Raw genomic sequence first — 20,796 nt, 5'->3', positions numbered from 1 at the left:
TCAAGGCCCATGTCACTCGCTGAAGAAGAGCATCTCCGCCAGTACGAAGAAGTCCGCTCCCAGAGGAGGGCCCTCCGTGACTGGCTAGGAGAGGGCGACCGCGTCCTGGACCTCCTCATCGGTCTGATCGGCCGCCCCATTACCGTCACCCCGGCCAGGGCGGAGCGTCGGGCCGTCGCTCCCGACCCGAAACCGGCCAAGGCTCTTGAACCGAAGTCGGTCGAGAAGAAGGATCCGAACCTCAGGAAGATCCGACGCCTGCTCGGTGAACTGGACCGGACTCATGGGCACCGGCCCACCCAGGACCTGCTGCGGCTGCTCGACGAGATCGGGAAACATCGCGATCAGCTCGCCCGACCACTGCCCGCCGCGGAAACCAAGCTTGTCGAGCGGTGGCAGAGCAGGCTGGAGGACCGAAGGTCCGCCGAGCGCTCCGCCCAGGCGGCCGCCGCCTCGCGGAACACATCGGCGCGGACGGGACGCGCCGCCGAGCCACCGAAAGACGACCGCCTGCTGGCCGAGAAGATCGAGAAGCTGGCCCCCACGGTCCGCCATATCCTCGAAGAACTGGCCCACACCGACGGCACTCCTCTGAGCTGGGGCGACCTCCGGTTTCGGGCGGGTGGGCAGCTCCCGTTCCTGCACCCTGACGACCAGGTCGCGTTGCTTGTCGTGGTGGATCGGGGCACACCGGCTGACGAGCCGCTCCTGTTCACACTGGTCGACAATTCTGTAGCCGCCCCGCACCAGCTCTATCGCCAGGTGCGCCTCGGCCTCGGCCGGGACCCCGTCCCTGATGCGGAGCTCGAGACTCATCGGGCCGTGGAGGCTCTGCGGTTGCGGCAGATCTGGCGTTACCGGCGGTGAGTGGGTAGCCCTTCCAGAGCCCGCGACGGGGCGAGGGTGAAGCCGTGTGCGTAATGCTTCGACCGGCGTCGTCAGCACCGCCCGGACGGTCTTGCCGGAGGGTGGGCCGTGCACGCGGCCGTGCAGGACGGCGGTGGCGACCAGCTCCCGACTGTCCCTGCGCCTTGGCATGGCGAAGAGGGGAAATGATGCGGAAGCGGTCGATCGTGTGGTGGGGGAGCGTGCTGGTCGACTCTCCCTTCCCGCTCTCGCACTCGCCTGCGAGCCGGGATCGAATTAACCCCCGAGCAGGCCCAATGTCGCGGACTCTCGAAATGTCTGATGAGACGTCAGGTAAGTCAGCATCCACTCAGCATCAGTCCCGTACGGCTCCTCGCGCGTGCGCCCAGTCGGTGGCCTCGCGGCAGCCTGCTGGCGCAGAAATACGCAGGCAGCAAGCCTGGTCACAGCAACGCACGATTTTCCTGAAGGTCTTCGAGCTGAAGGCATGCCAATGTACAGTGAGGAGCGCCCCTGACCTGCAGAAAGTTGGCAGGGAGCCGTCTTCTAGGAGTCCAAAGTGCTGCGAACTTTGATCTGGGCCAACCTCCACCGTCTGGTCCTGGACGAACTCGGCGCCCGGGGCGGGCTGGACTGGTCGCGATGCGCGATCGACTCCGTCAGCGTCCGGGCCCTCAAAGGGGGCAGCTGACGGGACCGAATCCGACCGACCGTGGCAAAGCCGGATCGAAAATCCACCTCATCGTGGACCGCCAGGGCCTGCCCCTGTCGGTCGGTATCTCCGCCGCCAACCTCCACGACAGCCAGGCTCTCATCCCGCTGGTCCGCGGCATTCCGCCCATCCGCTCCCGTCGCGGCCCGCGACGTCGACGACCCGGCAAGCTGCATGGCGACAAGGGCTACGACTACCGCTACCTGCGGCGATCGCTCGCTTCCCGCGGCATCCGGCACCGTCTCGCCCGCAAAGGTGTCGAGTCGTCCCAACGCCTGGGCCCACACCGCTGGGTCGTGGAGCGGACCGTGTCCTGGCTGTCCGGCTGCCGACGCCTCCACCGCCGTTACGAGCGCAAGCCAGAACACTTCCTCGCCTTCACCGCCATTGCTGCGACCCTCATATGTCATCGCCGACTTACCAAGTGAAATGGCGTCTAACGAGTTGGTGCGTGATAGCGGGTGAGGTGTCATGCCAGGTGGATGGCATGATCCCGCTGTGGCGATCACGGTCATTCGGACAGTGCTGGCGCATCGGCTGTTCACGGGGCTCTCTCGGCATCATCTTGCCTGCTTGGTCGATGAGTTGGCCGAGCCGTGGCAGGCCGGGGTCGAGGGTCGTCGCCATGCTGCGCGAGGCGGGGTCCGTAAGCGGGCCGCGGGTGCCGGCGCCCGTCATCGGCTGGTGTTCGTTGATCGGCTGGTGGCCACGCTGATTCATCTGCGGCACGACCTGCCGCACTCGGTGCTGGGGCTGCTGTTCGGCGTCGACCGGTCCACCGTCACCCGGGCGATCGGAGAGGTGCGCACGCTCCTGGCGAGGCGGGGGTGCGCGGTTCCCGACCGACCCGGCCTGCGGCTTCGGACGCTGACGGATGTCTTTGCCTATGCCCAGGCCGAAGGCGTCGAGCTGCGCCTGGACGCCACCGAGATCCAGGTCCGCCGGCCACCGGCCGGCCGCGGCGGACGACGCGCGTTCGTCTCGGGCAAGAAGAAGCAGAACACCATGAAGGCCACCGTCGTCGCCGACGATCAAGGTCGCACGTTATGGGCAGATGCCCTGCGACCTGGGCGTATGCACGACGTCACGGCCGCCCGCAACGAAGGCATCGCTGTCTGCTTCCGGCACTTCCCCGACGTCGAGGTCCTCCTGGACGACGGCTACCTCGGCCTGAGCCGCGACCACCGAGGGCAAGCGATCACACCGCCGAGAAAACCCCGGCCGGGAGCACTTCCAGGCAGAGTCGAACAGTGGGAACGCGACCGCCACGGCCACTCATCCGACCGCATCACCGTCGAACACGCCCTCGCCGATCACAAACGCTGGAAGCAACTGACCCGCTGGACCCATCGCCGCGACCGCCTACCCGACACCTACCGCGCCATCGCCGGCCTCGTCTCCGACCGCACGGCCAACATCTGAAGACGGCCGTGAGCAAGGCAAACACACCTCACCCGCTATCACGCACCAACTCGTTAGACGTCATTTCAGTTGGCGTGATCTTGCGGCAGTCTGGGGTGATGACTGCTGCGCTTGTCGAGCGGATGGCGCCGGAAGAGTTGTGGACGTTGTTCCAGCGGGTGGTGCCGCCGGCACCGGTTCGCCCGCAAGGGGGAGGGCATCGCCGGCGAGGGGACCGCGAGGTGCTGGCCGCGATCGTTTTTGTGGCCACGTCGGGCTGCACCTGGAATCAACTCCCGCCGGGCTTCGGTCTGTCCGGGGCGACTGCCTTCCGGCGGTTCACCGAGTGGACCGAGGCCAGGGTCTGGGCCAACCTCCACCGTCTGGTCCTGGACGAACTCGGCGCCCGGGGCGGGCTTGACTGGTCGCGATGCGCGATCGACTCCGTCAGCGTCCGGGCCCTCAAAGGGGGCAGCTGACGGGACCGAATCCGACCGACCGTGGCAAAGCCGGATCGAAAATCCACCTCATCGTGGACCGCCAGGGCCTGCCCCTGTCGGTCGGTATCTCCGCCGCCAACCTCCACGACAGCCAGGCTCTCATCCCGCTGGTCCGCGGCATTCCGCCCATCCGCTCCCGTCGCGGCCCGCGACGTCGACGACCCGGCAAGCTGCATGGCGACAAGGGCTACGACTACCGCTACCTGCGGCGATGGCTCGCTTCCCGCGGCATCCGGCACCGTCTCGCCCGCAAAGGTGTCGAGTCGTCCCAACGCCTGGGCCGACACCGCTGGGTCGTGGAGCGGACCGTGTCCTGGCTGTCCGGCTGCCGACGCCTCCACCGCCGTTACGAGCGCAAGCCAGAACACTTCCTCGCCTTCACCGCCATTGCTGCGACCCTCATATGTCATCGCCGACTTACCAAGTGAAATGGCGTCTAAACCCTCCGGACGTTGAGCGCTGACACAACCGTAATTCGGGCAATCAGGCTCCTTCGCTGGTTCGTTGTTGCATTAGTACTCCAGCCGTAGTTCGCGATCACGGCGAGTCGCTGCTCACGGCCCGTAGATGAGATCCGCACCCCCACTGGCCTCAATCAGCCAGGACAGCGAACCGCTTCCGAAGGGCCAGCCAGTGGTGGCCACCTGTACCCAGCCGCCCGACTCGTCGGTTCCTGCGTGCCACCACCACCAGCTGCGATCGTCTCCCATCCCTTCCTCGGTCGGGTCGAAGTAGTACAGCCATCCCGAGAGCGTCCACGGCCCCTGATCGACGGCCGCTCTCTCCTCTGGCGTCATCGCCCGCCATTGACGCAGCCACGCCTCGACGTCGAAGGGCTCGCCATGCTCCGGTTCCGGGGTCTCGGGCGCGCACCGCTGGATGAACCAGGTCGGCAACAGTTGCGGCCAAAGCTCATCTGTCGGCCAGTCACCCATCTGGGAGACCACACATGTCAGTACCGCACGCGCGTTGTCGATGACCTGGGCTGGGTCCTCGGCAGTGAACCGGAGGCGCACGAGAAACGGCCGGGGCTCGTCGTCATCCTCGGCCCCAGGTCCAGATCGAAGGCGCCGCAGCTCGCCTGTCATGATTTCCACGGTGAGGAAGTATGCACCGGCACCGACCTCGCGACATCTCGATATCGCCACCGGTCAGGGCACGCGAACCTCTATGGCTGGGCAGTTGGCTTGCCGTTGGTAGTGGCAGGCTCGGGCGCGGGCTTGGTGTCGGCGTCGCCAGTGTGACCAGCGCAGGCGGTGTGCGAGGTCGTGGGCCGGGCTGATCAAGGCCGCGAACAGGTGCTGGATCTCGTTGCCCGTCAAGGGGATCAGGCTGTCGAGGGCGGGCTGGTCGCGGCGTTCGGTAGCTGCGGTGACGGCCAGGAAGGCGTGGGTGAGCATCGCGAGGGTGACCCAGCGGTGCCAGGTGGTCCAGCGGCGGACCTGGTGCTCGTCCAGGCCGGTCAGGCCCTTGCCAGCCTGGAATGTCTCCTCGATCGTCCAGCGCCGTCCGGCCACCCGGACCAGTTCCGACAGCGGCACCGGCCGGGGTGAGAAGCAGCGGTAGAAGGCGAGTTCGCCGGTGCGACGGTTGCGGCGGACCAGCAGGCACCAGTGGCCGGGCCGACCGGCGGGGTCGTGGATGTCGATCTGTGCCCAGTCGTAGTACCGCTCGCCCTTCGCGCCCGTTCCGGCCGACAGCCGTTGCCAGGCCCGCTTCGGGATCCGTGCGGCCAGGGTCTTGGCCTGGAACTTCCCGGCGTGCGTGATGACAGGGTGGGTGCTGGAGCGGCCAGGACGTAGCCGGTCCGGCGGCGTTCAAGGGTGATCCGCAGGTGCGGGTTGTCGCCGTAGACCTCGTCGCCTGCGACCCAGCGTGCGGGGGTTCCCGCGTCGAGCGCCCGCTCGACCATGCGCGCGGCGAGTTGGGGCTTGGTGGCGAAGGCCAGATCGTCCGGGATGCCCGCGTTCCGGCAGCGGTCCGGATCCTCGGTCCAAGAGCGTGGCACGTACAGGGCTCGGTCGATGGCAGCGTGTCCGTGGTCCGCGGAGTACACGAGATAGACGGCGACCTGGGCGTTCTCGATGCGGCCGGCCGTGCCGGTGTACTGGCGCTGGACGCCGACGGTCGCCGTGCCCTTCTTCAGATCGCCCGTCTCGTCGACCACGAGCACCGCCTGGTCGTCGGCGAGGTGCTCGACGACGTAGGCCCGCACGTCATCGCGGATCGCGTCGGCGTCCCACTTCGCACGGTGCAGCAGGTGCTGCATGCCGTCTGGGGTCGCGTCGCCCGCATGCTCGGCCAGCGTCCAGCAGTTCTTCCTCGGCAGGTCCGACAGCAGTCCGAGCACCAACGCGGTTGCGCGACGTCGGGGTTCGACCCGAGCGAACCGGCCCGCCACGCGGCCCATCAGCTGGTCGAACATCGCCCGCCACCGGGCAGGCACTACGCTGTGACCCGCGGCCACCGCCTGATCTTCGTTTGTCCACACAACTCACGATGATCAACGGTGGCCGCAGCCATCTCCGCACCAGCCCCGACCAGCAAGATCACGATCTACGGCTGGAGTATTAGTGACGGAACTTGCTGCGTTTATCGATTCGGATAACCCGTGCGGCGGGCATCTCAACCCACATGTTATGGACAGATGCAACGATTACCTGACAGCCTTGGATGACGAGCTCGTTCAGCTGCTCAAACATAAGTTGGCTCGCCTCGCGATGGAGGCTCCCTGTAGGTTCGTCAAGAAGGAACAGGCGGTTCGGCCCTTTCTTCTCATTTATCACCGAGAACCATTGCTCCACCCAATTCTCTGCACCAGAGGCTCGGCTATTAATCCTCTGCTGTTCGAAGTGAAAGCTACTGAGGTGATACACGCCTTCTGGAGTCCGTCGTTCACTCCAGACCGCCTCAAGGTCTTCCGTCAACTGTCGACTTAGATTATTAGGACCGCGTAGCGGGGCGTCTGAAATTACCTGGGGTGCCAAAAGTGCCAGGGCGTTCAGCAGGACCGTCTTCCCCGTGCCATTGTTACCCAGTAGAACAGTGACGCCCGTGTCGAATGAAATACCTCGGCGCAGTCTGTCAAATAGGGGAATAGACTCAGGCTCGCTATAGTCGGGAGGAAGTCGCACCGCGAGGAGGAGGTTGCCGTCCTGGCCCGTCTTCTGCGGGATGCCACCGCTAGGAACATGATTTGCCACGATTCCCTGCTGCGCTGCCCAGCGGACACTTGGTGAAGCGTCATGGCTCAGTGAACCGAGGGCGGTGCGAACAACTCCATCGTTCAGCCAACCATCAACCAGGCTTTCCGCAACGGTCATCCGAACATACACGTCGTCGTCCCGGACCAGCACGAGTAGAGCATCACGCGCTACGGCGTCGCCTGCCCACCCCTCAGCCAACCCTAGTACCGCAATCTCCCGGATATTCGCACCGCTGTCACGAGTTTGCGCGACGAGAGCATCGCGGGCTACAGCATCACCGGCCCAACCTTCCGCCAGTCCCTGCACCGCAGTCTCTCGGACATTCGCACTGCTGTCGCGGGCCAGTGCCACGAGAGCGTCGCGCGCTGCGTCATGGCCAGCCCAGCTAACTGCCAAACTCCATACTGCGGTGAGGCGGATATTCGGCTGCTCGTCACGGGCCAGTCGGACGAGTGTGTCGCAGGTTTCGGGATGTTTGGGCCAATGTTTGAGGAGTGTGCGGAGCGCCGTTCCACGGGTTCCGTCATCTGTGAGCCGTGTGGCTGCCACTAGAATAGCCAGCTCATCATCCAGCTTTAGAGGTTCATGCACCGTAATCGCTCGCTGCAGATCAAGTATGGCCTGCTCTTCCGCGTCGCTATGTTCCTGAACTTTACCTAGAGCAGTGGCAATATCCGCGAGCGCAGGCGAAGCATGGAATTCTTCCGGCAGTGTCAGATGAGACGGAAGGGCTAGGTCGTCAGGAAGCTCGGGGATATCTGTTACCTCAGCATGTAAAGCCAAGCGCTGCAGATTTTCGTGTGCTTGATCCCACAGGGTCTCCAACAGGCGTCGCCGATGATTCACTCGGTCAAATTGCGCTTCCGCAGTCACCTTGTACGACTGCGCTTGCCTGCGTTGCCGCTTCGCTAGATCCTGGCCAGCTTTCTCTTCGGGGCTACGCAGCCCTCGAAGGATTTGCGCGTCCACATCGGTGATGATGTCTCGCAGCGCATTAACAATCTGCAGCAGGGTTCCCATCAGCACTTGCGTATCGCTGAGTGCCCAGCGGAGTCTGTCTTCGGTCCGCTGAGCTCGTTCCAGTTCAAGCTGCAACTGCAAGGTGGCAACAACTGAATCGGCAGGCGCCTGCGACGTCGTTATCGAACCTGTCTCACGGCGACTATGGCGGTTCCGATGCGTTGAAATCAGCAGGTCTTCCGCTCGTTCACATAGTTCACGGTGATGCTCGGGGCGGATGCCAGCGGCATGACTTGTTATGCCAAGGAAAATCCTCAAGAAACGCTTGGAGGGCAGGGACGCGGAACCCTTATAGAGTCGATCAAGGTGTGACTTAGAAAAACTCATTCTGCTCATCGGATCGGCTGGCATATCCACCCCAGCTTCGATACGCGACTTCTCCTGGTTGGCCAACTCTTGAAATCGCTCCGCGATGTCACGTGCACTCAGACCAGCGATACTGGCCTGCGATTGCAGGAACTTTCCAAGTGTGTCATCAGGTTCAAGTCCCCCCCTTGCCTCTCTCACGCCATCTTCCTCCCATGCTGCGTTCCTACATGTCCCAGGAGTGCCCCAGGAGTGTCCCAGGGACGCGTCCGGGACGCGGTTCTCCGTCCCCGTTCAGACGCCTGAAGTGCCGTGGCCTACATCAGCTTGCCCCTGATCGCCCCTGAGCTGGTTGGGGACACGGAGCCCCCGGCCTCATTGTCTCGTCCAGCGGCCGATCGGAACCGAGGTTTGCCGCAACTAGGCTGAGGAGGAACACGATCCACATGTACGTAGACGCCGTTACACAATCGCTCAGCGACACATGTTCCGGCCAGATCACCAGCATTCACGAGCTACTGCTTGCGTCTGCGCCGGAGTTCGTCGGTGGGCTCTTGGTGGCTCTTGTCACCGCTGTGGTGGCTTGGAGCGTCCGGTTGCGACGTAAGCACCACGTGTCGATTGCCACCAAGGACGACCAGGACTGTTGACCGGCGGGCAGAGGACGTCCCAGCCTCGTACACGAGCCCGAGGCCGGCGCGCTCCGCCAGCACCAAGCGGCGCGAGCCCCTGGCTTCGGGGGGTATACCAACGGCCTCTGCCTACTGGCGCTCGCCGATCGAGCATCGCGCGACACACCTCCGACACGCTGCACGACCTAATTGATCGTTTCAGAATGAGTCGGCCCACAGACCTTGCGCTTCATGATCTTGCTGGGCAGGGTGTCCGCGTGCGTTCTGATCTTGTTCCTGACGACCTCTGGGAGCGCGTGTCGCCGTTGCTGCCGCCTGCTCCCTCGCGGCGTCACCGCTACCCGGGCCGACTGCGTGTTCCCGACCGGGCGGCCCTCGCGGGGGTGATGTACGTGCTGCGGACCGGTGTCGCCTGGCGTGATGTTCCGGCGGAGGCTGTGGGCTGCTCCGGGGTGGCTGCTTGGCGTCGACTGCGGGACTGGACGGAGGCCGGCGTGTGGCCGCGTCTGCACGCGGCTCTGCTGACCGAGTTGCGCCGGACTGAGCTGCTGGACCTGGACGACGACTGTGCCGTGGACGGCTCGCACGTCCGGGCCTTGAAAGGGGGGACCTTGTCGGGCCGTCACCGGTCGACCGTGCCCGTCCCGGCTCCAAGCATCATCTGATTGTCGACCGACATGGAACCCCGCTGGCAGTTACGCTCACCGGCGGGAACCGACACGACGTCACCCAGCTCGCCCCGCTGCTCGACGCTGTTCCTCCGATCCGTGGCCTGCGAGGACAGCCTCGCCGCAAGCCCCGGCGCTTGTATGCCGACAGAGGCTACGACTTCGACAAGTACCGACGGGTGTTGTGGGCGCGCGGCATCAAGCCGGTGATCGCCCGACGGGGCGTCGCCCACGGCTCCGGGCTGGGCAAGACCCGCTGGGTGGTCGAGCGCACATTCGCATGGCTGCACCAGTTCAAACGGCTCCGCGTCCGCTACGAACGTCGTGCCGACCTCCACCAGGACCTACTGGAACTGGCCTGCAGCATCATCTGCCTCCGGCGACTCCGAACGACGTGCTGAAGTAACAGCGACCTCCAGGCGAGGGGTTCGTGAGGTTCCGGATGGGCCTGTAGCTGGTGCCATCCGGACCACGCTGGTCAGAAGTCGGGGTGAACGCGTAGAGCCGCCAGGGCGGCTGGCGCTTGGTCTGGCTTGAACGACCAGCCGGGCATGCCGCCCCAGGCGATCGACACCCGCAGGTACTCGACCAGGGTGATGCCGGATCGGCCAGCCACGCCGTGGATCACTGGGTCGGCCACGTACTGGGCCATTTCGATCTCGTGGGTGGCACCGCTGATGTTGGCCTTGTGCAACTCGTCCGGCGCGAAGTCGAAGAAGAACCCGTCCTCGCCAACCTCGGGGTCATCCTCAACGGCGTCCTGGTAGTCGCCCCAGCTCTCCTGCAGGTGCTGCACCGTAGGAAGAACCAGCGGGTCAGGAAGGATAGGGGCGGCGCTGTACTGGCTTCCTGCGGAATAGCACTCGCTCAGCGCCGGACAGTCCCCAGCGAACCACGCGCCGCCGACCTGACGGAAGCAGGCATCGAGAGCCAGGGGCACTGAGCCGATCTCCGCCCGAAGAAGATCGAGGTCTCGCAGATCCTCGGCCGTGACCGGTTCTCGGACGGGCATGACAGGCACGAGTCCGAGGTCGGTCAGTTGCTCCGCGAGACGGTCCACATGGCGTGCCACCCGCTGCATCGTCGCGAACGCCACAGCTCGGCAGTCCTCGTCGAGCGCGTCTGGAACGGAGCCAAGACGGCGCAGGTCCGCCCAGACTCCGTCATGGTCACCACTGATGTATCGCTGCACAAAGGAGGTCACCGAGGCACCCTCCCCAACATCAGCATCCGCAGGCAAACCCCGACCGCCTGCGGCATCCCCCCCACGTCCGTGCCTCACGGCTCAACTCATTCTGAAACGATCAGTTACTGATCATTTCAGAATGAGGTTCGGAGTCGTCTCAAGCAGATGATGCTGCAGGCGAGTTGGAGCAGTCCGAGGTGGAGGTCCGCTCGTATCTCGTAGCGAGTCCGCAGGCGTTTGAACTGGTGGAGCCAGGCGAAGGTTCGCTCGACGACCCACCTGGTCTTGCCCAGGCCGGATCCGTGGGCGGTGCCCTTGCGTGCGATCTTCGGCGTGATGCCGCGAGCGCGGAGCAGGCGACGGTACTTGTCGTAGCCGCGGTCGGCGAACAGCCGCCGTGGTCGGTGACGGGGCCGACCCACCAGGCCGTGGATGCGGGGTATCGCGTCCAGAAGGGGCATGAGCTGGGTGACGTCGTGACGGTTTCCGCTGGTCACCGACACTGCGAGGGGTGTCCCGTGCCGGTCGGTGATCAGGTGGTGCTTGCTGCCCCGGCGGCCGCGGTCGACCGGCGAAGGTCCGGTGTGAGCCCCCCTTTGAGGGCCCGGACGTGCGAGCCGTCGATCGCGGCGTCGTCCATGTCCAGCAGGCCCGTCGCGCGGAGTTCCGCGAGGAGGATCTTGTGCAGGCGGGGCCAGACGCCGACCTCGGTCCAGTCCCGCAGGCGCCGCCAGCACGTCACGCCGCTGCAGCCGATCGTCTCGGTCGGCACATCCGCCCAGGTCACACCCGTTCGCAGCACGTAGACGATCCCGCGCAGAGCCACACGGTCATCCGCGGGCAGCCGACCGGGATACCGCCGGCGCCGCGGCGGGCGAGGAGGGAGCAGCGGGGCGACACGAGCCCACAGATCATCAGGCACGAGATCATCCGACACCTGCAGAACTCTGCCGCCCACCAGGCCAACTGCCAAGCTCCTGAACCAAAATCATTCTGAAATGATCAGTAAGGCGATGGCCAGCAGCGGGGTGCGGTCGACTCACCGTCAGATGGCGGGCCCAGCGCACCAGGCTCCCCTTCTACTCTGCGGACTCGGGCGGCGGACCCGTCCAGGTCCGCCGCCCGAATGTTCAGGATTCGGCGGTCGTACAGAGCCGCTCGTCGCGGATATCAGCCCAGCTCAGGGAGTCGCGAATGCCCTGGGCGATGGAGTATTGGGGCTTCCAGCCGAGAAACAGCTGGGCACGGTCGCTGCGCGTGTACGCACCGGCCACGTCGCCCGGGCGCGGGTCGGTCTCGACGATTTGCACGGGCGGCTCGACCACGCTGTTGAAGGCGGCGGCCAGCTCGAAGACGGTGGTGCCGGTGCCGGTGCCGAGGTTGATGACCGACGAGCGGGCGCCTGCCAGTCCCTCGTCGAACTTGCGCAGCGCGGCGATGTGGGCGGTGGCGAGGTCCCACACGTGGATGTAGTCCCGGATGCCGGAGCCATCACGGGTGGGCCAGTCGGTCCCCGTGACGGAGAAGGCGACTCCCTCGGCGTGTGCTTCGATCAGCTTGCCCAGGGCGTGGCTGGGACGACGCAGCTGAAGGCCGGTCCGCAGCTCGGGGTCGGAGCCGATCGGGTTGAAGTAGCGCAGCGACAGGATGCGGATCGGCTGAGTGGCGGCGATGTCGGCGAACATGCCTTCACATACGGCCTTGGTGCGGGCGTACGGGCTCTGCGGGGCGAGGCTGGACTCCTCGTCCACGCTGAAGTCCTCGCCAGGCAGGTAGATCGATCCGGATGACGAGAAGATCATCTTCTCGCAGCCGTTGCGGATCAGGCTGCGGACGAAGATCAGGCTCTTGGCCACGTTGGCCTCGTAGTAGCCGATCGGGTCACCCACAGAGTCCGGCACCACGATCAGGGCGGCGCAGTGCACGACCGCCTCGATTTCCGGGTGCTCGACGAAGATCCGGTCCACCAGTTCACTGTCGGCGATGTCGCCTTCGTAGAAGGTACGCCCCGCAGTGAACTCGCGGCGACCGGTGACCAGACTGTCAAGGATCACCGGGGTGATACCGGCGTCGAGACAGGCCGAGGCGACGGTGCTTCCGATATACCCGGCACCGCCGGAGATCAGGACCTTCATAGCCTAGTAGTGACCTTTCTGTGCACCCAGGAACTGGACGGACGGCGTGCAGGCAATCCTAGCGATCTTAAGCCTGGCAGGTTCGAAGGGGGCCGCAGGCCGCCGAGGGAGCGGGAACGCGGGCGGCCGCCTCTGAGGGAGAGGCCGGCCGCAGCGCGACATTCCTCCTGCAAGGCAAAGTGATTGTTGGGTTCACCCTGACGTCCGAATGTGGCCGGCTGACGATTCCCTTGCCGCATAAGAGGACTCGCGGAGTTTACGGCAGGCGATCGCGCGACGCGTTTACGCTTCCGCTGAAAGTAGCACGAGTAAGGCCGTGACAGCCCGTCAAGCCGACGTCAGGTGCGCGGCGTTCGCCCGCTTCGCGTGGAATATCACAGGCATGACATCTAGAAGGAATGGTCGGCGTAAAGGTTGGGATAAGGGTGGCCGTGACTCCCGAAGTAAACGCGAGGGCCGTAGATGACAAGCAGGAAAATATCGGACAAACGGCAATAGAACATGTCAATAAATATGCGTTTTACAAAGCCCCCTACGAGTCAGTATGATCTTCGTTCGTTGCGGGAACGTAACACGGGGGCTGTACGTAGACACGGGTGAACTGTCACTTGTTGGCCCCCTCTCAGGTAAGAAATCTCTTCGCCCTTGGTGGCGGGAGCCTGGAACTGGAGGGGCATGACCCGCACGAGGTCTCTCTTAAGCGCAAAATATCCCGGCAAAATCGGGGCATGGGTGGCTGAAATGGCCTATGATATAGCCGCCCCCATTCATGAGGCTATTCTCTGCGAAGCTAATGAGAGTACGCTCGGCTACAACGACCCCATCAGTATTGCTCAAGGCCGCAATTCGGTCTCCGCATGGCTGCTGCGCTCGTATGGCTGGGACGTCGAGCCGACGTCCGTCGGCTTAGTCAGCGATGTCGTCAGCGGTTTCGCGGCAGTGCTGCGACACTTCGTTCCTGCGGGCAGTCCCGTGGTGGTCCCAACTCCGGCCTACGGCCCGTTCCTGACGGTCCCGGAGCTGTTCGGTCACCCGGTGATCCGGGTGCCCATGTGCGAGGGACCGTTCGGCCCGGCCATGGACATCGGTGGCATCGAACGAGCCCTGCACGCCGGTGCACGCCTGGTCGTGCTCTGCAATCCGCACAATCCAACCGGCCGGTCCTACCGCCGGGCGGAGCTGGCCGCCCTGGCAGATGTGGTCCAAGCCCACCAGGCGCGGGTCTTCAGCGATGAGGTGCACGCGCCGCTGAACCTCTCCGGCCGGCCCCATCTGCCGTATGCCGCTCTGGACGCGCGGACCGCAGGGCACACGATCACCGCCACGTCCGCCTCCAAGACCTGGAACATCTCAGGGCTCAAGTGCGCCCAACTCCTCTTCTCTGCCGCGCACGACGCCGAGACGTGGCAAGGCGTGGCCAGCCACTACGTCCGGTCGGTGTCCCGGCTGGGCGTCGCGGCTCTGCGGGCCGCCTACGAGGAGCCGGAGTCGCAGGAATGGCTGTCGGCGACTCTGGAGCGTCTTCGGCGCAACAGCGAGTCGGTCGTGCGGCGAGTGAACAGCGAGATGCCGGGCATTTCCTGCCGTCCAGCGGAGTCCACATATCTCGCCTGGCTGGACTGCACCCGCCTCGGGGTCGCCGATCCGGCCCGGCTCTTCCACGAGCACGCCGGGGTGGCGCTCTGCGATGGTGAGGAGTTCGGCTCACCGGGATACGTCCGGCTGAACTTCGCCCTTCCGGAGGCACGGCTGGAGCGGGCGCTTGACGCCATGGCAGAGGCAGTGGCGACGGAGCAGCGGCAGCTGTCGTCCGCCACAGGGCCAACGATCAGGAGTACAAGGGGGAACGCGTGATACGTGTGGTTGTGTCAGGTTATGGGGTAATGACACGCGGGGTTATCCCGCATTTGGCTCGCCAGGATGACATATCAGTCGCCCTGCTGAGCCGGCACCTGTCGGAGCCACCGTGTGAAGGAGTGGAACTCACCACGCTGGACGCCATGGTGTCAACGCCCCCCGACGTCATCATTGGATGCTTTGAGACCGACGAGCGCAGCCGTGAGTTCTGGCTGGACCGGCGGGTTGGGCAGGCCGTGGCCGAGCGGGGCGCCGGCTGCATCGAGATGTCCACGCTCAGCCTGGGTTGGGCCCGTGACTGGCACGGGGCCGTCTCTGCAGCGGGGGGCATCAGTGTTGAGTCCCCGGTCACCGGCAGCCGCCCCGGGGCGACGAGCGGCACGCTCTCGGCGTTCGTCTACGAGAGCGCCCCTGATCCCCGGGTCCGACGTGTCCTGGACTGCTTCGTCAGTAAGCGTTACGACTTTCACCTGCCGGGCAACCCGACGTGCTTCAAGCTTGTTTACAACGCTTGGGGTGCCTCGCTGCTGCACTCAGTTGCGGCATATGTGCCGACCCTGCAAGACCGCCTGGGCAAGGACTTCGATGTCGCCCAGGAGATTCTCAGCAGCGACGGCTGGATGGCTCTGGTCTGCGCCAGCAAGCTGAGCCGCGTGGTCGCTGCGGACTTCGACGATCCCGACTTCGCGGTCCGGCACATGGTCAAGGACCTCGGCTACGCCCGCGACATGGTGGGCACGCCGCATGCTCTGCTCGACCTCGTTCACCAGTCCTTCCGTACGGCGGTAGCTACCTTCGGCGGAGATGCCGACTACACCGCGGTTGCGGGCGGGGCGAGCGCATGAGGATCACCGAGATGCAGCGGCTCAGGAGCCGGCTCGATGCCGAACTCGCTGGGGTGACCGACGTTTCGGTCGCACTGTCGGGGTCCATGGCGCGCGGTGACTACCGAGCCCAAGGCGGCCGCGTGCTCTCTGACCTGGATCTGATCCCCGTCATCCGGAGCGTCTCCGACGTCGGGATCGCCCGGGACCGGATCGGCCCGGTACTCAGAACCCTCGCGGACGAGTTCGAACTCACCTGCACTGCGGCAATCACGCTCGCCGACAACTTCCTCCGGGTCCGCAACGCGGCCTACGTGACCAGCATGTCCCCTCGGCCGTTCCTGTGCGACCCCCTTCGTCTGCAGGACGAACTGGACCGGTTGACGGCTCCGATCGCGCAGGACGCGCTCCCCTGGCTGGTGCAGCCCGTAACGTACTACCTGGCTAAGGCTGGTTGGACCAAGCCGGAGGAGAATCTCGGCAAGGCCCTCGCGTCACTGCGCGTGCTGATCAGCGAGTTGCTGGGCGACGACGCCGTCTCGCGTGACGTGTCCGGCGAACTGCCGGCCGTACCGTCGGATCCGCGAGTTCCTCTCGACCCAGCCGAAGCCGCGACCCTCCGCGGCGACTGCGTCAGCATCCTCACCGCCCTGGCGGGCCGGCACGACATCGACCTGCTCCCCTCATCAAGGGAGTTCCTGCAGCGGCACGCCGCCGGTGACGCAGGTGAAACGGTTTTCCTCGCCGTCCGCGAACGGGCCTTCCTGGAGAACCAGGGGCTGCCGTTCGAAGAGTCGTCCATGGCGGCTCGCCCGACCTCGCGCTGCTAACGGAGTAAGCACTGTGCCCATCAACCTTCCCAACGACTTCCTCTGTACGGCGACGACTGCCGTCTTCGACGAGCCGAGCCCAGTCGACTTCCGACATCTGGCCCAGCCCGGTCTGCCGGAGCTCCTGCTCGAGCAACTGTCCGTACGCCGCTTCCTGGTGACAACCTCGATCGTCACCTCCACGGTGTCGGCCGAACACTCCATCAGTTTCGTTGAGACACTGTTCAAGGTCCCGGTGAGCCTTGGCGGACGGGATTTCCTGTTCCCCGTCGTGACCTACGTCGACCACGAATACTCGCTCGTGCGGGGCTACCTCATGGGCTTCAACAAGCTCCTCACTCCCAAGCGGCTGGACGCCGATCCACTCACCCTGGCGTTCGCCGACCATGACCTGGACTTCCGGGCCGAGGCCGAGGATCCCTCGACCACCCCGCAGCTGCCGGCGGAGCAGGACTACCCGATGCTGCTGTGGACCGACTACTCCGTCGGGCCAGCTCGTTCGCACGGCTTCATGACGCTCGACATCGACGCGTACTGCCGTCGGCAGGTCCGATCTCTGGCCGCCGAGCGTGCCGTACAGGCAGTCTCCGGTCGCAAGGTGGCGGCCCGTCAGCTCTATATGATCGAGGACACCTTCACGATCCGGGACGTCCTCCCGGCTTTGGCCCAAGAGACGGGGGACCTGTCGTGATGCGTCTTCTGTCCGAGACCACCACCGACCGCCTCGAGCTCGCGAGAGCGCGGGTCGCGACCCTCGGGCCGGTCGGCACGGACGCACACGCCGAGGCCAGCCGTCTGTTTGACGACATCGTGCTGACTGACTCGTTCGCCGAAGCCGTCGCCTACGGGGAACAGCACCAGACCTACGCGCTCGTCGCCGCGGGCTTCATCGAACGCAGCGCGAGCGACATCACCGACAGCTGGGTTGACCTGCATTTCCGGGCCTACGGCCGCATGACTCTCGCGGCGGTCTGGGAGCAGAACACGAAGGCCATGTGCATCGCCACCAACCCGCAGCGCGCAGAGACACTGGATGCCGTCCGCAGGATAGCGATCCACCCCGCCACGGCCGTTTTCGCGCGCAAATACACGCCTCAGGCCGAAGTCGTGTACGTCAACGCCAAACCCATTGCAGTGGAGTGTGCGAGCCGGGGGACGGTCGACGCGTGCGTCGGCTCGTTGGACGTCGTCACCCGGGCCTCGAACCTGATGGTCCACGACGTCTTCCGGCCGACGATGGTCTGGTGCCTATACGAGCCGCCGCCCCGCGCAGCCCCAGAGCGGATCGCCCCAATCGCTCACCCGCACATGACCGCGCTGGCCTCCCACATCGAGGAAATCTCCCATGGTCACTGACCTCACCGCAGAGTCGGCCCCCCAGGAGACCCCCGAACTGCCCCTGCGCCGCAACCTGAGGTTCCAGACCTACTGGATCGGGGCGACGGCCGGCGGAACCGGAATCGGAATCACCAACCTGGCCTTCCCCTTGCTGATCCTCTCCACGTCCGGCTCAGCAAGCCGGGCAGCGCTGTTCGGCGCGATCCAGGCCGGTACCCAGATTGTCCTTGGCATTCCGGCAGGGGCGTTGGCCGACCGCATGAACCGGCGCGGGCTACTGATCGCCGCCGAACTCGTTCGGCTTGTCGCGCTTGCGGGCGTCGCCGCGGCCCTGTGGCTGAATGTTCTTACCTGGGTGCAACTGCTCGCCACCGCAGTCGCCATCGGTTGTGCCCAGGCGCTGGGCGGTCCGGCCCGCGCCCTGATCCTGCGCACGATCGTGCCGCGTTCCCAACTGACCCAAGCCCTCAGTCAGGATGAGGTACGAGTCAACGCCGCCGGGATGCTCGGCCCCATGGTGGCCGGGTCCCTGTTCGCCGTCGCGCGCATCGCCCCGTTCCTGGCCTCCATGGGCGGCTTCCTGGTTTCGCTCTGTACCGCCTGCCTGGTGCCATTCGACGGACGTCCCAACGGCGACGCGAAGGGCAGGACCAAGGGCGGCGCGTTGGAAGGACTGCGCATCCTGTGGCGCAACCGTGCGCTGCGATGGATCACCGCCGCCGCGGCGATGGTCAATCTCGCTGGCGCCGCCGTGGTGCTGATCGTGGTGGTCATGCTGAAGCAGCAGCACTTCTCCAGCGCAGCCACGGGCTTCGCGCTCGCCGGTGAGGCCCTTGGCGGGATCGCCGGTGCCACGGTCACCGGCCGACTGCACCGTTGGATGCAGCCCGGCAAGCTTCTGCTCGCCGTGTGCTGGCTCTGTCTGCCCTTGATGGCCGCGCTCACCGTACCGCTCGGCCCGATCTGGATCTTCGCCCTGATGTTCACGTTCGCCGCCGGCGGGCCTGCGCTGCTGGTGATGGTTGACATCCTGGTGTTTCGTCAGGCGCCCGACGAGGTCCGCGGGCGCGTGATCGCCGGGACATTCATGGCGTTCACCGTCGGCGCACCGCTCGGCAGCCTGATCGCGGGCAAGCTGCTGGACCACTTCTCCCCACAGACCTCGATCCTGGTCGTCTGCGCCCTCCTGGCGATACCGCTGTCGCTGGTCACGGCCCAGCGCAGTCTGCGTGACGCCGTGTGGCCTGACTGACCAGGACTGAAGAGAGACGACGATGACGAATACCACCAGCACTGACACCACCATGGCGAGCGCTTTGGGTGCCGCAGAGGTCGAAGCGACCGTGCTGCTCGGGGCTGAGGAACTCCTGGGCACCGCAACCACGCCCACCGACAACTTCTTCGCGCTCGGCGGCAACTCGCTTCTGGCTGCCCGCTTCACCGCACTGGTCCTCAAGCGCCTGGACGGCATCGAGGTGTCCTTGAACGACGTCTTCGAGGCACCCGTGCTCAAGGACCTCATCGCGCGACTGCGCAGCCGAGCCGCCACGCCATCCGGCCAGGCGCAGGCCCCGTCCGCGCAGGAGCCGGCCATGGAGCAGCTGGCCGCGACCGATGAGCACCGCACGAAGGTCCCGGCTGTGCAGGCCACCGTGCTGGGCCTGCCCGGGCAGGCCATTCCCCTGACGTACAGCCAGAAGCGACGTCGCGTGCGGGACGTCTCCTCCGGCGACCGCATCCCGCACAACATCTCCGCGGTGTTTGACCTGTCGGGGCCGGTCGACACCACGGCCCTTCGACTGGCCTGTCTCGATCTGGTGCACCGGCACGCGTCCCTGCGCACGCTGTTCCTGTCAGACGAGGAGCGACATCACGCGAGCTTCGTCGACCCAGCCGAGCTGTACCTGGACGACCTGTTTAGCATCGTCCCCGCCTACAGCCACAGCCCGCAGGAACTCGACGGGCTCACCGAGGCGGAGGCGACCCGGCTCTTTGACCTGGCCCGGGACGTCAAACTGCGGGTGACCCTGTTCCAGCGTGGCGAGACCACCGCGCGACTGGTCGTCACCACCGAGCATCTGGTCGCCGACGGCGAATCCTTCAAGCTCCTGCTCAGCGACCTGTCGACCGCGTACACCGCTCGGCAGACCGGCGCGGAACCCGACCTGGGGTGGCCTGATGCGCGCGGCCGGGCCTGGGGCGAGATCGAGCACCGTCTGAACCATGAGCGGTTGGCTGCCAATCTCGACTACTGGCGCAGCAATCTCGACCCGTTGGAGGCGCTTCCGGAGGTTCGGCTGGCGGGCATGCACGAGCCCACGAGCCGCCCGACCGGCGCCGCGCAGGCTGTCACGACGATCAGCGCCGAACTCGTCCAGCGGCTGCGACAGTGGTGTGCGGAGAACGGTTGCGGCCTGTACAGCGGCTTCCTCAGTGCCCTCGCGCTGAGCGTGCTGGCGAACAACGGCAGCAGCGTCGTGGGAGTCGTCGGCCCCACTTCCGTCCGGCCCGAGGGCTGGGAGCGCGAGGTGGCCTGGTTCTCCACCCTGTCGATCTTCCGGTTCCGGATCAACTCGGAACTCGCGATGTCCGAGGTGCTGCGCGCTGCACGGGCGACGGTGCTGGGCGGTATCTCTCACGCCCTTCCGCTGCCCCTCCTGGTCGACCACCTACAGCCAGGCCGCGACACCGTCCAGCTCTGGCGCCCGTGGCTTTACCTGGACGTCCAGGAGGTCTCCGGCCAACCGGCTCTCCAACTGACCGATGTGCAGGTTGCTGAGGCCGACGCCGAACTCATGCCGGCGCTGCGCCCCGGAGTGTCCATCGGCATCGTCGTCGGGCCGCAGTCGACGTCGGTGCTGCTGCAGTACGAAGTTGAGGCCTGGTCGGCCCCGTTGGCCGAGGCCTTCTCGGCGTCACTCGCGACGTCCGTCGAACTCCTGGTGGAGGGCGGCGTGACCTTGGAAGGTCTGCGGACCCTGCGCGAGCGTCACGGTTTCGCCTGAGCTGCGCCTCAGTATTCACATGATCCCGGCGGCAGTCCGTGGTGCCACAGGCGGCACCGGGCCGCGGCCCCTGGCAAGTTGGCAGCGACGCCGCTTCACAGCCAGGTGAGCTTGCAGGTTTCCCCGACCTATCCAGTTCGGGGATTCGACGCGCTGGATTGCCCGTCCCGGCATGGAGAGTGAGAGCCGGGCCCAGACATCCGATGGGTGGCGGCCGCGAGCGTCGGCCGCCTCGCGCGCGGGCGTCCCAGGGCGTCCCCGTCGTGCAGCGGCGGGTCCGTCGCGCCTCAGGACCTATGTCCGCCGGAT

18 protein-coding genes and 1 pseudogene are annotated in these 20,796 nt (G+C 65.8%); 12 read left to right on the top strand and 7 right to left on the bottom strand.

All coding sequences use genetic code 11. The features are described 5' to 3' along the window. The first annotated feature begins 9 nt into the window (after positions 1 to 9). From GHR20_RS03880 to GHR20_RS03865, 4 genes and pseudogenes are all read left to right on the top strand, one after another. The gene (locus GHR20_RS03880) at positions 10 to 867 is read left to right on the top strand and encodes a hypothetical protein (RefSeq protein WP_153812226.1); all 858 of its coding nucleotides are present in this window, start codon (positions 10 to 12) and stop codon (positions 865 to 867) included. Positions 868 to 1,441: 574 nt separating this feature from the next. Further along, a pseudogene (locus GHR20_RS03875) lies at positions 1,442 to 2,007 on the top strand (IS5 family transposase); the annotation flags it as partial. 43 nt (positions 2,008 to 2,050) lie between these two features. Beyond that, the gene (locus tag GHR20_RS03870) at positions 2,051 to 3,001 is read left to right on the top strand and encodes a transposase family protein (protein WP_194858797.1); all 951 of its coding nucleotides are present in this window, start codon (positions 2,051 to 2,053) and stop codon (positions 2,999 to 3,001) included. 98 nt (positions 3,002 to 3,099) lie between these two features. After that, positions 3,100 to 3,908, top strand: a protein-coding gene (locus GHR20_RS03865; RefSeq protein ID WP_208446836.1) for an IS5 family transposase whose coding sequence is annotated in 2 segments (ribosomal slippage) — positions 3,100 to 3,447 and positions 3,450 to 3,908 — 807 coding nt in all. Because the reading frame shifts where the segments join, the coding sequence is not laid out codon by codon here. A 126-nt stretch (positions 3,909 to 4,034) separates the two neighbouring features. Here GHR20_RS03865 and GHR20_RS03860 read toward each other — a convergent pair. The 4 genes from GHR20_RS03860 to GHR20_RS03850 form a co-directional block, all read right to left on the bottom strand. Further along, a complete protein-coding gene (locus GHR20_RS03860; protein WP_243877919.1) occupies positions 4,035 to 4,568 on the bottom strand; it encodes a hypothetical protein in 534 nt (177 codons plus the stop codon). 63 nt (positions 4,569 to 4,631) lie between these two features. Then, positions 4,632 to 4,997 carry a hypothetical protein gene (locus GHR20_RS37280; RefSeq protein ID WP_243877918.1) on the bottom strand — a complete coding sequence of 122 codons (366 nt, stop codon included), beginning with the start codon at positions 4,995 to 4,997 and terminating at the stop codon, positions 4,632 to 4,634. After that, the gene (locus GHR20_RS03855) at positions 4,943 to 5,905 is read right to left on the bottom strand and encodes an IS701 family transposase (RefSeq protein ID WP_243877917.1); all 963 of its coding nucleotides are present in this window, start codon (positions 5,903 to 5,905) and stop codon (positions 4,943 to 4,945) included. The genes GHR20_RS37280 and GHR20_RS03855 overlap by 55 nt, the downstream gene beginning before the upstream one ends. Before the next feature lie 145 nt (positions 5,906 to 6,050). After that, positions 6,051 to 8,213 carry a HEAT repeat domain-containing protein gene (locus GHR20_RS03850; RefSeq protein ID WP_153812223.1) on the bottom strand — a complete coding sequence of 721 codons (2,163 nt, stop codon included), beginning with the start codon at positions 8,211 to 8,213 and terminating at the stop codon, positions 6,051 to 6,053. Between the two features lie 688 nt (positions 8,214 to 8,901). Between GHR20_RS03850 and GHR20_RS03845 the strand changes: the two genes are divergently transcribed. Continuing rightward, a protein-coding gene (locus GHR20_RS03845) for an IS5 family transposase (RefSeq protein ID WP_153812222.1) occupies positions 8,902 to 9,713 on the top strand; the annotation gives its coding sequence in 2 pieces (ribosomal slippage) (positions 8,902 to 9,244 and positions 9,244 to 9,713; 813 coding nt in all). A 77-nt stretch (positions 9,714 to 9,790) separates the two neighbouring features. On the opposite strand, the gene GHR20_RS03840 is transcribed toward GHR20_RS03845, so the two are convergent. The 3 genes from GHR20_RS03840 to galE form a co-directional block, all read right to left on the bottom strand. Next, entirely contained in the window at positions 9,791 to 10,516 is a 726-nt protein-coding gene (locus GHR20_RS03840) for a hypothetical protein (RefSeq protein WP_153812221.1), read from the bottom strand. A gap of 116 nt (positions 10,517 to 10,632) precedes the next feature. After that, positions 10,633 to 11,435 (bottom strand): IS5 family transposase gene (locus GHR20_RS03835; RefSeq protein WP_194858796.1). Its coding sequence is split into 2 segments (ribosomal slippage): positions 10,633 to 11,096 and positions 11,096 to 11,435, totalling 804 coding nucleotides; the frame shifts between segments, so codons are not numbered across the junction. A 193-nt stretch (positions 11,436 to 11,628) separates the two neighbouring features. Then, complete coding sequence (gene galE / locus GHR20_RS03830; protein WP_153812219.1) at positions 11,629 to 12,633, bottom strand: UDP-glucose 4-epimerase GalE; 1,005 nt, start codon at positions 12,631 to 12,633, stop codon at positions 11,629 to 11,631. 741 nt (positions 12,634 to 13,374) lie between these two features. On the opposite strand from galE, the gene GHR20_RS03825 reads away from it, so the two are divergent. The 7 genes from GHR20_RS03825 to GHR20_RS03795 are packed head-to-tail and all read left to right on the top strand — an operon-like array spanning position 13,375 to position 20,487. After that, a complete protein-coding gene (locus GHR20_RS03825) occupies positions 13,375 to 14,487 on the top strand; it encodes an aminotransferase class I/II-fold pyridoxal phosphate-dependent enzyme (protein ID WP_243878285.1) in 1,113 nt (370 codons plus the stop codon). Further along, the gene (locus tag GHR20_RS03820; protein WP_343335988.1) at positions 14,484 to 15,335 is read left to right on the top strand and encodes an NAD-binding protein; all 852 of its coding nucleotides are present in this window, start codon (positions 14,484 to 14,486) and stop codon (positions 15,333 to 15,335) included. Before GHR20_RS03825 ends, GHR20_RS03820 begins: the two co-directional genes overlap by 4 nt. Then, on the top strand, positions 15,332 to 16,144 hold the full coding sequence (locus GHR20_RS03815; protein ID WP_153812216.1) for a hypothetical protein: 813 nt from the start codon (positions 15,332 to 15,334) through the stop codon (positions 16,142 to 16,144). Before GHR20_RS03820 ends, GHR20_RS03815 begins: the two co-directional genes overlap by 4 nt. 13 nt (positions 16,145 to 16,157) lie before the next feature. Next, positions 16,158 to 16,835 carry a hypothetical protein gene (locus GHR20_RS03810; protein ID WP_153812215.1) on the top strand — a complete coding sequence of 226 codons (678 nt, stop codon included), beginning with the start codon at positions 16,158 to 16,160 and terminating at the stop codon, positions 16,833 to 16,835. Further along, positions 16,835 to 17,500, top strand: a complete 666-nt coding sequence (locus tag GHR20_RS03805) for a hypothetical protein (RefSeq protein ID WP_194858794.1) — start codon at positions 16,835 to 16,837, stop codon at positions 17,498 to 17,500. The genes GHR20_RS03810 and GHR20_RS03805 overlap by 1 nt, the downstream gene beginning before the upstream one ends. Next, on the top strand, positions 17,490 to 18,734 hold the full coding sequence (locus GHR20_RS03800) for an MFS transporter (RefSeq protein WP_153812214.1): 1,245 nt from the start codon (positions 17,490 to 17,492) through the stop codon (positions 18,732 to 18,734). Before GHR20_RS03805 ends, GHR20_RS03800 begins: the two co-directional genes overlap by 11 nt. Before the next feature lie 22 nt (positions 18,735 to 18,756). Then, positions 18,757 to 20,487 (top strand): condensation domain-containing protein, encoded by a 1,731-nt coding sequence (locus tag GHR20_RS03795; RefSeq protein WP_153812213.1) that lies wholly within the window; start codon positions 18,757 to 18,759, stop codon positions 20,485 to 20,487. Positions 20,488 to 20,796: the final 309 nt, after the last annotated feature.

Source organism: Streptomyces sp. SUK 48 (genome assembly GCF_009650765.1).
In the GTDB taxonomy this organism is placed as follows: domain Bacteria; phylum Actinomycetota; class Actinomycetes; order Streptomycetales; family Streptomycetaceae; genus Streptomyces.
This window is presented reverse-complemented; position numbering and strand designations above follow the sequence as displayed.